The 18,125-nt window shown below is 63.5% G+C and carries 12 protein-coding genes and 1 pseudogene; 2 read left to right on the top strand and 11 right to left on the bottom strand.

Features of this window, described 5'->3' with window-relative positions:
* Positions 1-181, bottom strand: a pseudogene (locus tag AC0L3L_RS06550) (hypothetical protein); the annotation flags it as partial.
* A 235-nt stretch (positions 182-416) separates the two neighbouring features.
* On the opposite strand from AC0L3L_RS06550, the gene AC0L3L_RS06545 reads away from it, so the two are divergent.
* Positions 417-2,378, top strand: coding sequence for a M23 family metallopeptidase (locus AC0L3L_RS06545; protein ID WP_473636972.1), 1,962 nt, complete (start codon positions 417-419; stop codon positions 2,376-2,378).
* A 21-nt stretch (positions 2,379-2,399) separates the two neighbouring features.
* Here the strand turns inward: AC0L3L_RS06545 and AC0L3L_RS06540 are convergent, their stop codons facing one another.
* The 10 genes from AC0L3L_RS06540 to AC0L3L_RS06495 all read right to left on the bottom strand — a co-directional run bounded on the left by AC0L3L_RS06540 (position 2,400) and on the right by AC0L3L_RS06495 (position 17,102).
* The gene (locus tag AC0L3L_RS06540; RefSeq protein WP_473636971.1) at positions 2,400-3,965 is read right to left on the bottom strand and encodes an MFS transporter; all 1,566 of its coding nucleotides are present in this window, start codon (positions 3,963-3,965) and stop codon (positions 2,400-2,402) included.
* Positions 3,966-4,164: 199 nt separating this feature from the next.
* Positions 4,165-5,631 (bottom strand): L,D-transpeptidase family protein, encoded by a 1,467-nt coding sequence (locus AC0L3L_RS06535; RefSeq protein WP_473636980.1) that lies wholly within the window; start codon positions 5,629-5,631, stop codon positions 4,165-4,167.
* A 250-nt stretch (positions 5,632-5,881) separates the two neighbouring features.
* Positions 5,882-6,247: an MmcQ/YjbR family DNA-binding protein gene (locus AC0L3L_RS06530; protein WP_473636970.1), complete on the bottom strand. Its 366-nt coding sequence runs from the start codon at positions 6,245-6,247 to the stop codon at positions 5,882-5,884.
* Positions 6,248-6,291: 44 nt separating this feature from the next.
* Positions 6,292-8,898, bottom strand: a complete 2,607-nt coding sequence (gene clpB / locus AC0L3L_RS06525; RefSeq protein WP_473636969.1) for an ATP-dependent chaperone ClpB — start codon at positions 8,896-8,898, stop codon at positions 6,292-6,294.
* A gap of 223 nt (positions 8,899-9,121) precedes the next feature.
* Positions 9,122-10,114 carry a DUF4167 domain-containing protein gene (locus tag AC0L3L_RS06520; protein ID WP_473636968.1) on the bottom strand — a complete coding sequence of 331 codons (993 nt, stop codon included), beginning with the start codon at positions 10,112-10,114 and terminating at the stop codon, positions 9,122-9,124.
* Between the two features lie 301 nt (positions 10,115-10,415).
* Positions 10,416-11,306, bottom strand: coding sequence for a peptide chain release factor N(5)-glutamine methyltransferase (gene prmC, locus AC0L3L_RS06515; RefSeq protein ID WP_473529456.1), 891 nt, complete (start codon positions 11,304-11,306; stop codon positions 10,416-10,418).
* Positions 11,299-12,378, bottom strand: coding sequence for a peptide chain release factor 1 (prfA, locus tag AC0L3L_RS06510; protein WP_123149158.1), 1,080 nt, complete (start codon positions 12,376-12,378; stop codon positions 11,299-11,301). The genes prmC and prfA overlap by 8 nt, the downstream gene beginning before the upstream one ends.
* A 204-nt stretch (positions 12,379-12,582) precedes the next feature.
* Positions 12,583-14,853, bottom strand: a complete 2,271-nt coding sequence (gene ptsP, locus AC0L3L_RS06505; RefSeq protein WP_473636967.1) for a phosphoenolpyruvate--protein phosphotransferase — start codon at positions 14,851-14,853, stop codon at positions 12,583-12,585.
* A 181-nt stretch (positions 14,854-15,034) separates the two neighbouring features.
* A complete protein-coding gene (locus tag AC0L3L_RS06500) occupies positions 15,035-16,288 on the bottom strand; it encodes an aspartate kinase (protein ID WP_473489489.1) in 1,254 nt (417 codons plus the stop codon).
* Positions 16,289-16,496: 208 nt separating this feature from the next.
* Entirely contained in the window at positions 16,497-17,102 is a 606-nt protein-coding gene (locus AC0L3L_RS06495) for a putative glycolipid-binding domain-containing protein (protein WP_473636966.1), read from the bottom strand.
* 269 nt (positions 17,103-17,371) lie between these two features.
* Here AC0L3L_RS06495 and ubiG point away from each other — a divergent pair, with 269 nt between their 5' ends.
* Positions 17,372-18,121 carry a bifunctional 2-polyprenyl-6-hydroxyphenol methylase/3-demethylubiquinol 3-O-methyltransferase UbiG gene (gene ubiG, locus AC0L3L_RS06490; protein ID WP_473636965.1) on the top strand — a complete coding sequence of 250 codons (750 nt, stop codon included), beginning with the start codon at positions 17,372-17,374 and terminating at the stop codon, positions 18,119-18,121.
* The last annotated feature ends 4 nt before the right edge of the window (positions 18,122-18,125 follow it).

The raw sequence follows: 18,125 nt of genomic DNA, 5'->3' as shown, positions 1-18,125 counted from the left end.
ACTTCTTCGTCGCCAGCGGCGCGCCGCCCTCGTTGGTGAGGCGTATATAGTCGGCAGCCGTCCAAAGTGTCAACAACCATTTCCGTCTTTTTTGAATTTTTTGCGACGAAAGATTGTGGCGCCGATTTTCGGTAGCCGACTTCCGCGGCGGCATGGGGATAACAAAGCCGACCACCGCCACGGAGCCCTATTGCCGCCGCATTGCGGTTTGACACCAAGGCCAACGAAGCCGGCGCATGCACCACCGGCGCGGCGCCTTATAAGAGACTGTAAGAGAGCCACTAAGAGAGAAGTATGACTGGGGATCTCGGCCGAAGCCAGGCGCTTCGTTGACTTCGCCCGCCGTGACAGGCAAATGTCATGGCCACAACAAAAGCGACAAGCCGTCCCGCCCGGGGAAGAAGCAGCCTTTCTGGATGCCAGATACGGAAAATGTCATAGCCGAACTCGGCAACGAGCCGCCGCTGATTGCGGACGGTCGCAGTGGCCCGCCCGACCGGCGCGAGGTTTCGGCGCGCTGGCTGTCGGGCACTTTTCTTACGGGCGTGACGTCGAGCGTGCTGATGGGCGTGGCGCTGTTCGCGGCCCTTGACGGCCGTCAGCAATTGGCAACGCCGCCCGAGATCGCCGAACTGATCAACCTTGCAAGAGGCGACGATTCCGGCGAGACCGCCAAGACCACCAGGCTGGTGGCGCCGCGCCAGATCGCCAGGGCCAAGGACCGCCGGCGTATGGAAGTGTCGATGGTGACCAAGGTCGGCGACCGCGACGTCATCCACACCATGCCTTTCGTCCAGATCAAGATGGCGCTTGCCGCCGGGCACACGACCAGCCGCGCCTATCCGCCTTTCAACCCCATGCAGGTGTTTGGCGACGACCGCGACGGCAATGCCGGTCAGCCGGCGACCGCCGCCGCCGGCCAGATCTATGGCGCCAAGGTCGAAAGCGAGATGAGCCTGAAGACGGTCGATTTCCCGATCGAGACGGCGGCCTTCGACGAAAAGAGTGACTTGTCCGCCGACGAGGTGGAAAAGGTGGTGCGCCAGGCCGGGACGGGCCTGAGCGACGGCGCCGTGCAGGTCGCATCGCTGCATTATGTCGACCCGCAGCGATTCGGCGATGCATTCGCCGAGAGCATGGCCGGGTCCTACGACGTCAGGATCGTCCCGGAAAACGTCTCGGTGTCGCCGCGTGCTGCCTCCGACGATCAAGCGCCGGCCTTCGCCGAGGAGATCATCCCCTTCACCAGGGACCGCGACATAGTCGAGGCCTTCGCCGATTCGGGCTATACGGGCGAGGACGCCACCGGCATGGCCGAGGCGATCGCCAAATTGCTGAATGCGACAGCGCTCAAGGCGGGAACCGTGCTGCGCGTCGGCCTCGAGATCCATGGCGACGCCGCCAAGGTCGTTCGCACCGGCATCTACGACAGGGCCCAGCATATCGTCACCATCGCGCTCGACGATCACGGCCAATATGTGCCGGCGCAGGAGCCGGAGCCCAATCCCGAATTGCTGACTGCGTTCGATGATTCGCCGCCGGTGGTGGTGCGCGGCAATCTGCCGAACGTCTATGACGGCATCTACCGCGCCGCCTACTCCTACGGCATGTCCAAGGCGATGACCAAGCGGCTGATCAAGCTCCTGGCGTCCGGTGTCGATTTCCAGTCGCGGCTCAATCCGTCGGACCGCATCGAGGTCCTGTTCTCGCAGCCGGACGGCGACGACCGGGCATCCGACGAATCCGAGTTGCTCTATGTCTCGGCGAGCTTCGGCGGTACGACGCGCAATTTCTACCGGTTCCAGATGCAGGACGGCAGCACGGACTATTTCGACGAGGACGGCCGCAGCGCCCAGCAGTTCCTACTGCGCAATCCCCTGCCCGCGGGAAAATTTCGCTCCGGCTTCGGTGCCCGCAGGCATCCGATCCTCGGCTATGTGCGCATGCACACCGGCGTCGATTGGTCAGCCTCCATCGGCACGCCGATCATCGCCTCCGGCAACGGTGTCGTCGAGAAGGCCGGCTGGGCCGGTGGCTATGGCAAACAGATCATCATCCGCCACGCCAATGGCTACGAGACCTCCTACAATCACCAGAGCGCTTTTGCCAAAGGCATCGCGCCGGGCGTGCGCGTCCGCCAAGGCCAGACCATCGGCTTTCTCGGCCAGACCGGTCTCGCCACCGGTCCGCATCTCCACTACGAGTTGATCGTCAACGGCACCAAGGTCGACCCGATGCGCGTTCGCCTGCCGGTCGGCAAGGTGCTGAAGGGCGACGATCTCGTCGCTTTCAAGCGCGAGCGCGGGCGCATCGATGATCTGCTCAAGCAGGAAGACGGCGATTCGCTGAAGGTCGCGAGCGCCAAGATCGAAGGCTGAGCCGGAGCCTTTCCGGGCTCCTCAGCTCTGCGAAGTCTCAGATCCACGCGGCCATGGCAGTCGTTCGCCGGAAACAGTCGTCCACGCCACGATTGCCGAGAGCAGGCAAAGCAGCGCGGTCGCCAAGGCGACGGCTGCGAAAGCTGCGTCGCTGGCGGCAAGCCTTGCTGCATCGGGATCCGGTGCCAGGCCCGCCGGCGCCGGTTCGCCGAAACCCGGAATGCCGGATGCGGCACCGCTATTCAGCGCTGCCGCATAGATCCAGGCCGCCAGTGACCCCATCGCCGCCACCGCGATCAGGCCGCCAATGCGCGAGACGGCATTGTTGATTCCCGAAGCAGCACCCGTATCCTTGTCCTCGACCGCCGTCATCACCGCCGTCGACAGCGGCGACACGACCAGCGCCATGCCGAGCCCCATCAGCGCCATCAGCGGAAACACTCCCCACCAGAAACTGTGGATGCCGGCATAGGCCAGCAAGGCAAGCCCGGTAAAGGCGACAGCGACGACGAGACTGCCGCTAGCGATCGGAAAACGCGGACCGATCCGGTCGGACCACTGGCCGACCGGCCCCGACAACAGGGCGATCAAGACCGACAGCGGCAGGAAGATGAAGCCGACCTCGGCCGCGCTCAGTCCCCATCCGGCGATCAGCAGCATCGGCAGATAGAACAGATTGGCCGACAGCGCGAAATAGAGGAAGAAGGTCGCCGCATTGGCGCCGGCGAAGGCGCCGACCCGAAACAGCGAGAGATCGATCATCGGTTCGCGCTGCCGGCGCTCGAAGACGATGAACACGATGAGCAGCACCGCGCCGGCGGCGATGCTCGGGCCGGACATTTGCCCCTCGCCTTCGCTGCTCATCGAAGTCAAGCCGTAGGCAAGCGCGCCGAACGCCAAGGTGGCGAGGGCAGCGCCACCGAGATCGAGGCTGCGCTTTTCCGTCGGTGCGTCGGCCGGGACCTTGGCGAGCAGGAGGTAGATCGAGACAAGACCAAGCGGCAGATTGATCGCGAAGATCGCCCGCCAGATGCCGTCGCCGAAGGCCGACAAGACAACGCCGCCCAGCACCGGGCCAAGCGCCGTCGTCAGCGCCGAGGCCGCCGCCCAGATGCCGATCGCCCTGCCGCGCTCCTTCTTCGGATAGGCTTTGGCGATAATGGCGAGGCTGCCCGGCACCATGATGGCGGCGCCGATGCCCTGAATGGCGCGAAACGCAATGAGCACCGGCGGGTTCGGCGCCACCGCGCAGGCAAGCGAGGCGGCAATGAACAGCGCGATGCCTGCCACGAAAGCATGCCGCAGGCCAAAACGGTCGCCGGCGGCGCCGCCGACAAGGATGAGTGCCGAAAGCGTCAGCGCATAGGAGTTCGAAATCCACTGCGCCTCGGCGAGGCTGGCGCCAAGATCGACGCGGATCGCCGGGGTAGCGATGGCCAGGATCGAACCGTCGATGAAGCCGAGCGCGGAAGCCAGGATCGCCGCGATCAGCACGAACCTGCGCCGCGATTGCGGGCAAAACGTATCGGCCGGAAGCGGCCTGATCAGTGGGACGGCTTCGGCGCCGACTTCGCTTGGAGAACGCATGAAGCCTGCTTAGACCTCCTATGCGCCGGCAACAACCGGCCAGAGGGTTGCTGTCGTTGAAACCAGAACAGGATCGGGACTTCTATGCCGCCGGACCGCGGCTCCTTCGCTTGCCAAGGATCATCGGCTGATTAATACACCGCCCAAAAAGCCTGCTCCCGGGTTGACCCAGGGTGCGCGATGATTTGGGATATGGCGCTCAGTCGATGAATTCCACCGTGACGCCCGGCGACACGATTTTTGCCAGTTCGCGCGCGTCCCAATTGGTCAGCCGCACGCAGCCATGGCTTTCGGTCTTGCCGATCTTGGAGGGGTCGGGTGTGCCGTGAATGCCGTAGGTCGGCTTGTCCAGCGCAATCCAGACCGAGCCGACGGGGCCGTTCGGGCCCGGCGGGATGGTCAGGATCTTGTTGTTTTCGCCCTGCTTGAAATTGAGGTTCGGATTGTAGGTGTAGTTCGGGTCGAGAGCGACCCGCGACACCGCATGCGTGCCGGTGGGTGAAGGCGTGTCCGCCGAGCCGATGGTGGCTGGATAGACCGCGATTAGCTTGCCCGACGCGTCATAGGCGCGGACCTGCTTCTTGCCCTTGTCGGCGATGATGCTTGCCACCGGCTTCGCCACAAGCCTGCCGAAGTTGGCTACCTTGATGATCGTGCCGGGACGGTTGAAGTTCGCTTCGGGATTGAGCGCCTTCAGATAGTTCTCGTCCATATGGAACCGCTCGGCCAGCGCTTCGGTGACGGAGGTGTAGCTCAGCCGGTCGAGCTGCGCCTTCTGGCCGTAGTCTTCAGGCACCGAGGCGACATAGGGGCCGGCCGCATCCTCGGACGTGATGTTGTAGGAGGCGAAGGCATAGCCGCCGGACTGCTCAAGGGCTGCCTGGATGCCGACCACATCGGTCGACCGCAGATTGCCGCCGGTGATCTCGTTGTAGGCGGCGAGCGCCTTGTCGACATTCGAGCCGAAGCGCCCGTCGACGACGCCGGGCGAAGCGCCGGCGCGGTCGAGCAGCACTTGCAACGCAGCAACATCCTGGCGTGCACCGAGTGAAAGCGACGGATCAATAACGGTCTCGCCGCCGATCTTTGGCGGCAGTGCCGCCTGGTCGCCCGGCGCCGTCGGCTCGACCGGTTCGATCGAAGCCTCGTCGAGCGGCTGGCGCTTGACGGTGCGCGGCTCTATCGGCTGCGGCGCTTCCGGATAATCGTTGCCATAGCTGCCGTCATCGCGCGGTGCTTCGGGAAAAGCTTCCACCGAATTGTCGCTGTAGGGATCGTATTCGTCGACCGGCGGTACGACGATCAAGCCTTCCTCCTCCAATTGCCTGCGGCGCAAGCGCGCCGCGTCTTCCGGGTCGTCGAGATAATAGCGGTCGTCCTCGACCGGTCCGAGATTGCGCAAGCGCTCGCGGCGGAGCGCGCGGCGGTCGAACCTGGTCTGCGGCGGCTGGATAGCGAGGACCTTGCCGGTTTCCGCATCGACGATGACGCGGTTTCCCCTGGCGTCGTAATAGACGTCGAAATCGCCGTTCTGGGCGACCAGCACGCCACCGGCATCGGCCGCACGGGCAGATCGCGGCGCGATGTCTTCCGTCGGCGCGGCCATTGCGCTCGAAGAAAGCAGCCCGGCGGCAAGCGCCGAAAGGGTGAAGATCGTGCGGAACATGTTGGGCAAATTCTCCAGTCCATAATTGCCGCCGCCCGGCGTTGTCACTTTGGAGCGCCGCGCGTCCCTTCGGACGCGCAAGGACGCTCTAACACTTAAAATCTCCGCATCATGCATTCCGAAAATCGAATTCGATTTTAGGGCCTATGCGGCAGCGAACCCCTTCGCCAGCAAATCAGTTGCCAACCATAAGGTTCCAACATGAACCGGGCATGAAGATGGCGGATTTCTGGCGATGAGAGCAACATAGCTAGCTGGTGGCGAGTCCCAATTCCTTGCGCGCCTGCTTCGTCAGCTTGAGCACGACAAGGCGATGGCTTTCGCGCAGATAGTCCTTCAGCGCGTCATCGTCCATGCTTTGGCTTGTCTGGCGCTGGATCCATGTCATGCCGCGTGAGGCAAGATAGGGCGCGGGCCGAAGGCCCGGCTGTTCCTTCAAGATGTCATAAGCGATGTCGGAGCATTTGAAGGTGACGAACGGCTCCTTGCCCTCGCTCCAACCGCCGATCGCAAAGACCTTGGCTCCGACCTTCCAGACATGGGCGCCGCCCCACTGGACGACGTGGCTCGCCGCAGGCAGCGAGGCGCAGAAGCTGTTGTAGTCATCCAGCGTCATCTGCGCCCCAACGTTTAGTGTTTAATCACGTGGCGGCCTCGAAATCAGGCCGCCGCCTCGGTCGCCACGACTGTCGGCTTCGAGCGGAAGTTCAACCGGTCGGAACCGGCGGTGACCTTGACGGTCGAACTGTCGAGGATGTCGCCGAGCAGGATCTTCTCCGCCAGCGGATCCTGCAGGTCCTTCTGCATCACCCGCTTCAGCGGCCGCGCGCCATAGGCCGGATCGTAGCCCTTGGCCGCCAGCCAGTCGATCGCCTCCTGGTCCAGCGAAAGCGTGATCTTGCGATCGACGAGCAGGTTTTCCAGCCGCTTGAGCTGGATCTCGACGATGCGGCCCATATCCTGCCGGCGCAGCCGGTGGAACAGGATCACCTCGTCGACGCGGTTGAGGAACTCCGGCCGGAACGACGCCCTGACGACACTCATCACCTCGTCGCGGACGACATCGACGTCCTGGTTCTCGCCGAGATTGACCAGATATTCGGCGCCGAGGTTCGACGTCATGATGATCAGCGTGTTGCGGAAATCGACCGTACGGCCCTGCCCGTCGGTCAGACGGCCGTCGTCGAGCACCTGCAGCAGCACGTTGAACACGTCCGGATGCGCCTTCTCGATCTCGTCGAACAGCACGACCTGATAGGGCCGGCGCCGCACCGCTTCGGTCAGCGCGCCGCCTTCTTCATAGCCGACATAGCCGGGAGGCGCGCCGATAAGCCGGGCGACCGAGTGCTTCTCCATGAATTCCGACATGTCGATGCGCACCATGGCGCTCTCGTCGTCGAACAGGAAGCTGGCGAGCGCCTTGGTCAGTTCGGTCTTGCCGACGCCCGTCGGTCCGAGGAACATGAATGAGCCGATCGGCCGGTTCGGATCCTGCAGGCCGGCGCGGGCACGGCGAACGGCTTTCGACACGGCCTGCACCGCCTCGCCCTGGCCGACGACGCGCTTGCCGATCTCGTCTTCCATGCGCAGCAGCTTGTCACGCTCGCCTTGCAGCATCTTGTCGACCGGAATGCCGGTCCAGCGCGACACGATATGGGCGACGTGATCAGGGGTGACCACCTCTTCGACCATGCCGACCTTGCCGTCCTGGGCTTCGGCTGCCTTCAACTTCTTTTCCAGTTCCGGAATCTTGCCATAGGCAAGCTCGCCGGCGCGCTGGAATTCACCCTTGCGCTGGGCAATGGCGAGCTCGTTGCGCGCCTCGTCGAGCTGTTTCTTCAGGTCGGCGGCGAGCCCGAGCTTCTGTTTCTCGGCCTGCCATTTCGAGGTCAGTTCGGTCGATTCTTCTTCCAGAGCGGAAAGATCCTTTTCGAGGCGGGCGAGCCGGTCCTTCGACGCGTCGTCCTTCTCGACCTTCAGCGCCTCACGCTCGATCTTGAGCTGCATGATGCGGCGGTCGATCTCGTCCAGCGCTTCGGGCTTCGAATCGACCTGCATCCGGAGCCGCGACGCGGCCTCGTCGACAAGGTCGATGGCCTTGTCCGGCAGGAAGCGGTCGGCGATATAGCGGTTGGACAGCGACGCTGCCGCGACCAGCGCCGAATCCGAGATGCGCACCTTGTGGTGCTGCTCGTATTTTTCCTTCAGGCCGCGCAGGATGGAGACGGTGTCTTCCACCGTCGGCTCATTGACGAAGACCGGCTGGAACCGGCGGGCAAGGGCGGCGTCCTTCTCGACATGCTTGCGGTATTCATCGAGCGTCGTTGCGCCGACGCAGTGGAGTTCGCCGCGTGCCAGCGCCGGCTTCAGCAGGTTCGACGCATCCATGGCGCCATCCGCCTTGCCGGCGCCGACCAGCGTGTGCATCTCATCGATGAACAGGATGATGCCGCCGGCGGCAGCGGTAACTTCCGAAAGGACCGCCTTCAGCCGCTCCTCGAATTCGCCGCGATATTTGGCACCGGCGATCAGCGACCCCATATCGAGCGCCATCAACTGCTTGTCTTTGAGCGATTCCGGCACGTCGCCGTTGACGATGCGCAACGCCAGTCCTTCGGCGATCGCCGTCTTACCGACGCCGGGTTCACCGATCAGCACCGGATTGTTCTTGGTGCGGCGCGACAGCACCTGGATGGTGCGGCGGATCTCGTCGTCGCGGCCGATGACCGGGTCGAGCTTGCCGGCGCGGCCGTCGGAAGTCAGGTCGCGCGCGTACTTCTTCAGCGCATCATAGCCCTGCTCGGCGCTGGCCGAATCGGCGGTACGGCCCTTGCGGACGTCGTTGATCACCTGGTTCAGCGCCTGTGGCGTCACCCCGGCCTTGGTCAGGATGTCAGCGGTCTTGGCGGATTTCTCAACCGCCAGCGCCGTCAGCAGCCGCTCGACCGTGACGAAGCTGTCGCCGCCCTTCTTGGCCAGTTCCTCGGCGGTCGAGAACACCTTGGCCAGCGGCTGCGCCAAATAGAGCTGGCCGTTGCCGCCTTCCACCTTGGGCATTGCCTCAAGTGCCGTCTCGACGCCAAGCTTGACGTCGCGGACGCTGCCGCCGGCGCGCTCGATCAACGACGCGGCCAAGCCCTCGTCGTCGTCGACGAGCACTTTCAATATATGTTCGGGGGTGAATTGCTGGTGGTTGCGCGAGAGCGCCAAGGTCTGCGCGGACTGGATGAAGCCGCGCACGCGCTCGGAATATTTTTCAAGGTTCATCTCTGTCTCCTTCCGTCACCGGCCCGCTTTGCGGCACCGGATCAGATTGCGGTGACGGACCCGCCCGTTCGAGCCGGGTCCTGTTCACGCGAGATATGGGGCGCAAGCCACGGACCCTCAAGACGTCCCAATAATGGTGAATGCATAATATTGCCCGGGCGCGCAAAACAAAAACGGCGGAGATTTCTCTCCGCCGTCCAAGAATGTCTGAAGCCTTGCTCGATCAGTTGTTGACGTCGATGACGGCGGGCTCGTCACCGGCGTCTTCCGCCGGAGCTGCATTCACGTTATCAGCGCCAGCATTGTCGTTACCGCGATCCACCTGATCAGCATTGACGCGCGGGCGGCGCGGACGCCTGGGGCGGCGGGCAGCGCCGCTTTCGGCGGCTGCTTCGTTCATCTCGGCCTGGGCAGCGAGAGCCGCCGGCGAAAAGTTTTCGAACTGCGGCGCGGGTTCGGTCACAGAAACCGGCTCGACCGGAGACACAGTTTCCGCCTGTACGGGCGTCTCGTTCTGTACCGGTGTCTCGTTGCGCCGGCTCTGATCGCCGCGCCGGTTCTGATCGTCGCGCCGGTTCTGATCGTCTCGTTGTCCGCCCTGCTCGCCGCGCGCACCGTATTCGCCGCGCTGGCCGTTCTGGCCGTAGCCGCCATTGGGGCGACGGTCACGATGGCGGCCGCCATTGTTGTCGCGCCCACCGTTGTCGCGTCCTTCGTTATCGCGCCCACGGTTATCGCGATTATCACGGCCGCTTTCCTGGTTGAACGCCAACTCGGCCGGCGTGCCGTCGATGACCGGCTGCGGGCCGCCACCTTGGTTGACCACCGGAGCCGCAGTCTCACCGACATTGCTGTTGCCGGCATTGTCGAACTCGTCGCGATCTTCGTCGCCGTCATCGTCGAAATCGTCGCGGTTCTGCTGAGCGCTCTGGATCGGTAGCTGCGCCTGCGCGGCAGCGATGATGCGATTGTAGTGCTCGGCGTGCTGGAGATAGTTTTCCGCCATCACCCGGTCGCCGGAGCTTTGCGCGTCACGGGCAAGGGTTGCGTATTTTTCGGCGATCTGCTGAGCCGATCCGCGGATCTTCACGTCCGGACCGTTGCTCTCGTAGTTGCGCGTCAGGGGATTTGGGCCCTTGCGGTTGTTGTTGTTATTATTGCCGCCGCCATTGTTGTTGCGACCGCGCATGCGCCTGTTCTGCTGTTGTGGCCTCATTCGACTCTCTTCATTTTGAAATTTTCGAAAATTGTTCACGCACGGAGGCGCTCATGCAGCCAGCCGTCTCGTTCTTCACCGGCGTTCGCCCGCATCGATTGCGTTGGCGCCACGTCTCATCCTGTTCCGGTTACATCACTTGTCGGACGATTCCCGCACGAAGCTTGGGCGTCGTTTGCGCAAGAAGGCAGCTATTTCCAAGGAAACCGAATCGCTAAGAGCACTGCCTGCTTCGTCTCATCCGGTTAAGACGACCCTAGCCGCATTCCCCGGCATTGCCAAGCGCTTTTTTTGCACTGCATCACGGCTTTGTCAGTTCCTTTGTCAGTTCAAAGATCAGAACCCTCTCGTTTCCGCCAAAGTCTCGGAATACCCCCGCCGGCATATAGCCGGCTGCGGAGAATATGCCCGTGACCTCTTTGCGTTGGGTGTGGCCGATCTCGACCGCAATCCTGCCCTCGGCTTCCAAAAAACCTGCCGCCTCGGCGGCGATGATCCTGTAAGGACTCAGACCGTCCACGCCGCCATCGAGGGCTTGGCGTGGATCGAAATCGCGGACTTCGTCCTGCAGATTTTCAATGTCTATGGACGCTATATAGGGCGGGTTAGCGGCAATTACATGGTATCGGCCAAAAACTTTTTCGAACCAGTCGGATTTGAGCACCTGGAACCGGTCGGCTAACCCCAATTCCCCGGCATTGCGCATGGCGGTCGCCAGCGCGCCTTGCGAAATATCGACACCGGTGGCGACCGCCGCCGGAACGGCGCTGAGCAGCGCCAGCGCGATCGCGCCGGTGCCGGTGCCGAGATCGAGGATACGGCATTGGCCTTGCCGTTCCGCTGTCGCCCTAGCGAAGGGCAGCACCGCTTCGACCAGCGTTTCGGTGTCCGGTCGCGGCTCCAGCGTTTCCGGTGACAGCGACAGGCGCAAGCCATAGAATTCGCGATGGCCGAGGATGCGATGCACCGGCTCACCCGCAATCCGCCGCTTCAAGGCTGCATCGATCGCGGCAATCGCGCAGGCATCGACCGTGCATTCGGGATCGGCGATGGCTTGTGTGCGGGTCGTGCCGGAAAGATGTTCGACGATCAGCCTTGCATCCAGCGCCGGATCGGCGACTGAGGCCGCGGCAAGGCGTGCCCGCGCCGCTTTCAGCAGCGGCCCGAGCGTCCCGGGCAGACTGTCAGCCATCGAGGCCGATATCGGCGAGCAGCTTCGACTGGTGATCGGCGATCAGCGCGTCGACGATCTCGTCGAGTTCGCCCATCATCACCCGGTCGAGCTTGTAGAGCGTCAAATTGATGCGATGGTCGGTGACGCGGCCCTGCGGGAAATTATAGGTGCGGATGCGCTCCGAGCGATCGCCGGAACCGACCTGCGATTTGCGCGATTCGGAGCGTTCCTCGTCAGCCTTGCTGCGCTCGAGGTCGTAAAGCCTGGCGCGCAGGATCTGCATGGCTTTCGCCCGGTTCTGGTGCTGCGACTTCTCCGCCTGCACCACCATGATGCCGGTCGGCAGATGGGTGATGCGCACCGCCGAATCGGTGGTATTGACGTGCTGGCCGCCCGAACCCGAGGCGCGCATCGTGTCGATGCGGATATCTTCGGCCCTGATGTCGATGTCGACCTCTTCCGCTTCGGGCAGCACCGCAACCGTCGCCGCCGAGGTGTGGATACGCCCGCCGGCCTCGGTCGCCGGCACGCGCTGCACACGATGCACACCGGACTCGAATTTCAGATGGGCAAAGACCCCCTTGCCCGAAATAGTGGCGATGATTTCCTTGTAGCCGCCGACCTCGCCCTCGCTGGCCGACACCGTCTCGAAACGCCAGCCGCGTGCCGCGGCGTAGCGTTCGTACATGCGGAACAGGTCGCCTGCAAAGAGAGCCGCCTCGTCGCCGCCGGTTCCGGCGCGGATTTCGAGGATGGCGTTCTTGTCGTCTGCGGCATCCTTGGGCAGAAGCAGGATCTGGATGTCCCTTTGCAGCGCCTCGATGCGTTCCCTGACCTCGGGCAGATCGGCCTCGGCCAATGCCCGCATCTCGGCATCGGTGCTTTTGTCGGCGAGCATCGCCTGCAAGTCGGCCTGTTCATCCTCGGCGGTCCGCAGGGCCCTGATCTTTGCGACCATCTCCTGGATGTCGGCATATTCCGACGCCATCTTGACATAGGCGTCCGCCGCCGGCCCGGCCGACATCTGCGCTTCGAGCATGTCGAAACGCTTGACGACTTGATCCATACGGTCGCGGGGCAGGTTGATCATAGTCCTGGAACTTCGATAAGATTCACGTCAGGGCGAGCCGAAAATGACGAGTTTCGAGAACCGGCCTACGCCGGCCGTAGCCTTCATAGGGCGGAGGCATCGATGAGGGCTTCGGCCGGCGAAGGCCGGAGCGGAATGTACATTTAGGTACATGAGCACCGGAAGCGCAGAAAATCGACATTTGCAGGCCGCCCTCACGTGAATTTACAACGGAATGGAGCGGTCGTCGGCAAAGGCTTGCAGCAGCACCCGCATCGGCAACCCCTGGACCGGCGCCATGAGATTGTCGTCGAAGAACGTCTCCAGTTCGGCCAGCGGCAGGTCCGTCAGCATCGCCTTGACCGGACCGATCGAAGCCGGCGACATCGAGATCGACCGGTAGCCAAGGCCGATCAGCGCCATCGCCGAGATCGGCTTGCCGGCCAGTTCGCCGCACAAGGTCACCGGGGTTTGATTGCGCACCCCGGCGTCGGCAATCTGCTTCAGAACGCGCAGGAACGGCGTCGACAGCGCATCGAAGCGGTCGGAGAGCTGCGTGTTGCCGCGATCGACCGCCATGACGAACTGGAACAGATCGTTCGAGCCGACCGAGACGAAATCGACGGCCTTCATCAACTCGTCGAGCTGGAACAGCAGCGACGGTACTTCCAGCATGGCCCCGAGCTTCAGGCTGGTCGGCAGATGATGGGCAAAACGCGACAAATGTCGCACCTCGCGATCGATGATCTCGCGCGCCTGTGCGATCTCGCCGAGTTCCGTCACCATCGGCAGCATCAGCTTCAGTTCACGCCCACCGCAGGCCTTCAGAAGCGCGCGGATCTGGGTGCGCAACAGGCCCGGCCGGTCGAGCGTCAGGCGGATGGCGCGCCAGCCGAGCGCCGGGTTCTCTTCCTGGATCGTGTCCTTGAAGTAGGGCAGCACCTTGTCGCCGCCGATATCGATGGTGCGGAAGGTGACCGGCTTGCCGCGCGCCGCGTCGAGCACGTCGCGGTAGAGCCGTTCTTGGGCTTCCGCACGCGGAAAGGTCGAGGCGACCATGAATTGCAGCTCGGTGCGGAACAGGCCGATGCCGGCGGCGCCAGCCTCGGCAAGCTGCGGCAGATCGACGGCCAGGCCCGCATTCATCAAAAGGTCGACCTGGACGCCGTCCTTGGTCACCGACGGCTTCTTGCGCAGTTCGCGGTAGACCTCCTGCCGCCGCGCCCGGAAGCGGACCTTTTCGGCATAGGCGGCTTCGAGGTCGGGCTGAGGGCGCAGATGGATCGCGCCTTCCTCGCCGTCGACAATGATGGCGTCGCCGTTTTCCGCCATGGAAACGGCGCCCCTCATCTGGCCCGCGACCGGTATGCCCATGGCCCGCGCCACGATAACGACATGGCTGGTCGCCGCGCCGTCCTCGAGCACCAGCCCGCGCAGCTTGTCTCTGGGATAATCGAGCAGTTCGGCGGCCCCCATCGAGCGGGCGACGATGATGGCGTCCTTCGGCAGCGAGGCCGCAACGTCGTCTGGCCCGCGCCCCATCAACTGGCGCAGCAACCGGTTGGCGAGATCGTCGAAATCGCTCATCCGCTCACGCAAATACGGATCGGTCATGTGCAGCATGCGGGCACGCATGTCGCTCTGCACTTTTTCCACCGCCGCTTCCGCCGTCAGGCCGTTGCGGATCGCCTCTTCCAGCCGGCGCACCCAGCCGCTGTCGTTGGCGAACATGCGATAGGCTTCGAGCACCTGGCGGTGCTCGCCTTCGAAAGCGACTTCGCGGCGTTCCAGCATATCGTCGATGGAGAGCCGGAGCGAACCAAGGGATGCATCGAGCCGCTTGATCTCCTCATCGCTGTCCTCGTTGAACAGATTGGTGACGACGATGCGCGGCTCGTGCAGCACGACATGACCGAGCCCGACACCCTCGTTGAAGGACAGGCCGGTAAAGCTCACCGGGCGGCGCAGGTCGAGTTCGAGCCCGGGCCGGGTCAGCCGGGCAAGGTCGCCGGTGGCGATCATCTCGGCGATCACCATCGCCGTCGTTTCCAGCGCCTCGACTTCGTCGTCGCGATAGTGGCGCATGGTCTTGTTCTGGACGACCAGAACACCAAGCGTGCGCCCTGCCCTGAGCACCGGCACGCCGAGGAAGGAATTGTAGATCTCTTCCCCCGTTTCCGGCAGGTAGGCGAAGGCTGGATGTTCCTGTGCGTTGGAGAGATTGAGCGGCCGTGCTGAGGCCGCGATCGTGCCGACGAGGCCTTCGCCCAGCCTGAGCTGCGCCAAATGGACGGCCTTTGGGTTCAGACCCTCGGTGGCATAGAGTTCGAGCACCGAATCGGCGCGCAGCACATAGAGCGAGCACACCTCGGCGACCATGTTGGCGGCGATATCGCGCACGATGCGGTCGAGCCGCTCCTGCGGCTCCAGCGGCTCCTGCATGAGCTCGCGGAGCCGTTTCAGCAAAACGCGCGGGCCACTGGCCGTATCACGCATCGCGGCTTGTTCTCCAATGGACATTTTGCCCGCCGCAGTTTCTCCCGCGGCCAGCGCTCACGCAACAACTCAATTAGAGCGCCATGCGTCCAATTGGACGCCAAAGGACGCTCTAAGACTTTCGATCTGCTGCATCGTGCTTTCCGAAAATCGACTCCGATTCTCGGGCCGATGCAGTCTGCTACTGCTTATCCAGACCGTAGACGGAATGCAAAGTGCGAACCGCAAGTTCGGTGTAGGGACCGTCGATCAGGATCGAAATTTTGATCTCGGAGGTCGTGATCGCGCGGATGTTGATCGCCTTGTCGGCCAGCGCCTTGAAGGCGGTGGCGGCGACGCCCGCATGGCTCCTCATTCCGATGCCGATGACCGAGACCTTCGACATGCCGGCTTCCGACTGTACGACGTCGTAGCCGATCGTAGTCTTCAGCCGCTCGAGCACGGTAAGCGCCTTGTCGACATCGCCGGACGGCACGGTGAAGGTCATGTCGGTGAACTTGCCGTCCTCGGAAATGTTCTGAACGATCATGTCGACGTTGATGTTGGCCTCGGCCAACGGCCCGAAAATGCCGGCGGCGACGCCCGGCCGGTCGCTGACACGGCGCAATGAAATCTGCGCTTCGTCCTTGGCATAGGCAATTCCGGTGACGACCTGCTGTTCCACGATCTCTTCCTCGTCGCAAATAAGCGTTCCGGGCGGATTGAGCAAATCCCCCATTCCGGGCGCGTCGGGATCGTCGAAGGACGACCGCACGAAAGTACGCACCTTGTGCACCATGGCAAGCTCGACCGAGCGTACCTGCAGGACCTTGGCGCCGAGAGAGGCCATCTCAAGCATTTCCTCGAAGGAAATCTTGGCCAGCCGCCGCGCTTTCGGCTCGATGCGCGGGTCGGTGGTGTAGACCCCGTCGACATCGGTGTAGATGTCGCAGCGGTCGGCTTTGACCGCCGCCGCGATGGCGACAGCACTGGTGTCGGAGCCGCCGCGGCCGAGCGTCGCGATGCGATTGTCCGGCCCGATGCCCTGGAAGCCGGCGACCACGGCCACCTGGCCCTCGCCGAAGCGCTTGATCAGGAACGCGCCGTCAATGTCGAGAATGCGCGCCGCGCCATGCGCATTGTCGGTCTTGACCGGGATCTGCCAGCCTTGCCAGGAACGGGCATGGACGCCCATGTTCTGCAGCGTGATCGCCAGCAGGCCGGCGGTCACCTGCTCGCCGGAGGCGACGACGGCGTCATATTCGCGTGCATCGTGCATGGGCGAGGCTTCGCGCGTCCATTGCACGAGCTCGTTGGTCTTGCCGGCCATCGCCGAGACGACCACCGCAACCTCATGGCCGGCATCGACCTCGCGTTTGACATGGCGCGCCACATTGCGGATGCGGGCGATGTCGGCGACGGAGGTTCCGCCGAATTTCATCACGATGCGCGCCATGGAAGCGAAATGCCTTTGACTGGGTGCCGGACCGGCTGCCGAAAAAACGGAAAGGGAGCGCCCGACTGGGCCGGCCGCTGAATTCGCGGCCTCCTTAGCCAAATGCTTTGGGTTTCGCAAGGCGTGCCGCCGGTTGCAGCTGGCGACGAAGGCGACAGACGAGGGCGGCAGCGCGTGCCCGCATGCCTGTCGACGACATGCGGTGGCTTCAGGCCAGGTGCGCTGCGCCTCTCCACAGGCCCGGATAGTCGACAACGAAGCCGGCCGGCGAGACTTTCAGGATCTCATCGTAGCCGAACATGGGCGCAGCATAGGCGTAACGGGCCTCGTCGAGACGCCGATAGGTCTGTTCGAGGCGCACCAGCCTGAGTTCGGGAAATGTCAGATACGCAGCCGGAGCTTGTGTCGACATGCCGACCTCCAGGTCGAAACGGCGGATCGCCAGCAGGTTGGTAGCGGGCGTGAAGCCGAGATCGACATCGATGAGGCCAGCGACTTCTCCTTGGCGTTCGCCGTTCAGCGTCCATCCGCCGTCGGCAAGTCGTTCAATCGCATAGTGCAGATCTTGTGTGCCGAGAAACCCCTCGATGTGCGCCGATCGTGAATGCCAGCCGGCATCGCAGGTCACCTCGTAGGCAATGCTGCACGGCTTGCCGTCCTGGACGAAAAGCGCCTGCCCTCTGAGGCTGCGCCCACCGTCCGTTTCCGAAGGCCGGCCAGATTCAGACAGCAGGCCAATTTCAGACAGCAGGCAGGCGTCATGGCCCTCGAGGTCAAGTCGGCGCCAAAGGATCGAAGCTATGCTTCGCATCATGGTCTCCTCCCGTTGAAAGCAACGCCTCTCCTTCGTCCGCCGGAATAATTTTGTTTCGCCGTGAGGCGTATCGAGCTGCCACATGCTGACAGATCGCAGTCGGCACCGCCGTCATCATGAGCATTGCTCTGTCGACAGGCGAAATTGCTGCCTTGACATTCGCTGCCTCGCGACCGACTTCCTAGCGCATCAGAGCGCGATCAGCAAAAGTGGTATCCGGTTTTGCGCCCGATCGCGCTCTGAACTTTTGAGTCTGCGGGAGACACGCCATGCCAGAACCCCGACGGTCGACGATCGATGCCGGAGAAGTGGAGCGCTTTTCCGCCCTTGCCGCCGAATGGTGGAATCCGAACGGCAAATTCCGCCCGCTGCACAAGTTCAATCCGATCCGGCTTGCCTATATACGCGACCAGGTGGCTGCGCGCTTCGGCCGCGACCCGCGTGCGGCGCGGCCGTTCGAGGGCCTGCGCTTCCTCGACATCGGCTGCGGCGGCGGGCTGTTGTGCGAGCCGATGGCGCGGCTTGGCGCCGAAGTGCTCGGCGCCGACGCATCCGCCACCAACATCGAAGTGGCCAAGCTGCATGCGGCGGAGGTCGGCGTGACGGTGGATTACCGTGCCACGACAGCGGAGGATCTGGCTGCCGCCGGGGAGAAATTCGACGTCATCCTCAACATGGAAGTGGTCGAGCATGTTGCCGACATCGACCTGTTCGTGGCCAAATGCGGCGAGATGCTCAAGCCCGGCGGCATCATGTTCGTCGCCACCATCAACCGCACGCTGAAGGCGCTGGGCCTGGCCATCATCGGCGCCGAATATGTGCTGCGCTGGTTGCCGCGCGGCACCCACCAGTTCGGCAAGCTGGTGCGGCCAGACGAGCTGGAAAAGGCGCTTGCCGCCGCTGGCCTGACCATCATCGACCGCACCGGCGTCGCCTACAATCCGCTCGCCGACCGCTGGCAGCGGTCGAAGGACATGGACGTCAATTACATGGTGCTGGCGGAGAAGGCACCCGTCTGAACCT

The sequence above is a fragment of the Mesorhizobium sp. WSM4849 genome (genome assembly GCF_055811385.1).
Note: the sequence above shows the minus strand (reverse complement) of the source record. Positions and strands in the feature narration are given on the sequence as shown.

Excerpts from the sequence above, each read along its gene's own strand:
- AC0L3L_RS06545 (WP_473636972.1), top strand. The coding sequence starts at position 417 with ATGCCAGATACGGAAAATGTCATAGCCGAACTCGGCAACGAGCCGCCG.
- AC0L3L_RS06540 (WP_473636971.1), bottom strand. The coding sequence starts at position 3,965 with ATGCGTTCTCCAAGCGAAGTCGGCGCCGAAGCCGTCCCACTGATCAGG.
- AC0L3L_RS06535 (WP_473636980.1), bottom strand. The coding sequence starts at position 5,631 with ATGTTCCGCACGATCTTCACCCTTTCGGCGCTTGCCGCCGGGCTGCTT.
- AC0L3L_RS06530 (WP_473636970.1), bottom strand. The coding sequence starts at position 6,247 with ATGACGCTGGATGACTACAACAGCTTCTGCGCCTCGCTGCCTGCGGCG.
- clpB (WP_473636969.1), bottom strand. The coding sequence starts at position 8,898 with ATGAACCTTGAAAAATATTCCGAGCGCGTGCGCGGCTTCATCCAGTCC.
- AC0L3L_RS06520 (WP_473636968.1), bottom strand. The coding sequence starts at position 10,114 with ATGAGGCCACAACAGCAGAACAGGCGCATGCGCGGTCGCAACAACAAT.
- prmC (WP_473529456.1), bottom strand. The coding sequence starts at position 11,306 with ATGGCTGACAGTCTGCCCGGGACGCTCGGGCCGCTGCTGAAAGCGGCG.
- prfA (WP_123149158.1), bottom strand. The coding sequence starts at position 12,378 with ATGATCAACCTGCCCCGCGACCGTATGGATCAAGTCGTCAAGCGTTTC.
- ptsP (WP_473636967.1), bottom strand. The coding sequence starts at position 14,853 with ATGCGTGATACGGCCAGTGGCCCGCGCGTTTTGCTGAAACGGCTCCGC.
- AC0L3L_RS06500 (WP_473489489.1), bottom strand. The coding sequence starts at position 16,288 with ATGGCGCGCATCGTGATGAAATTCGGCGGAACCTCCGTCGCCGACATC.
- AC0L3L_RS06495 (WP_473636966.1), bottom strand. The coding sequence starts at position 17,102 with ATGATGCGAAGCATAGCTTCGATCCTTTGGCGCCGACTTGACCTCGAG.
- ubiG (WP_473636965.1), top strand. The coding sequence starts at position 17,372 with ATGCCAGAACCCCGACGGTCGACGATCGATGCCGGAGAAGTGGAGCGC.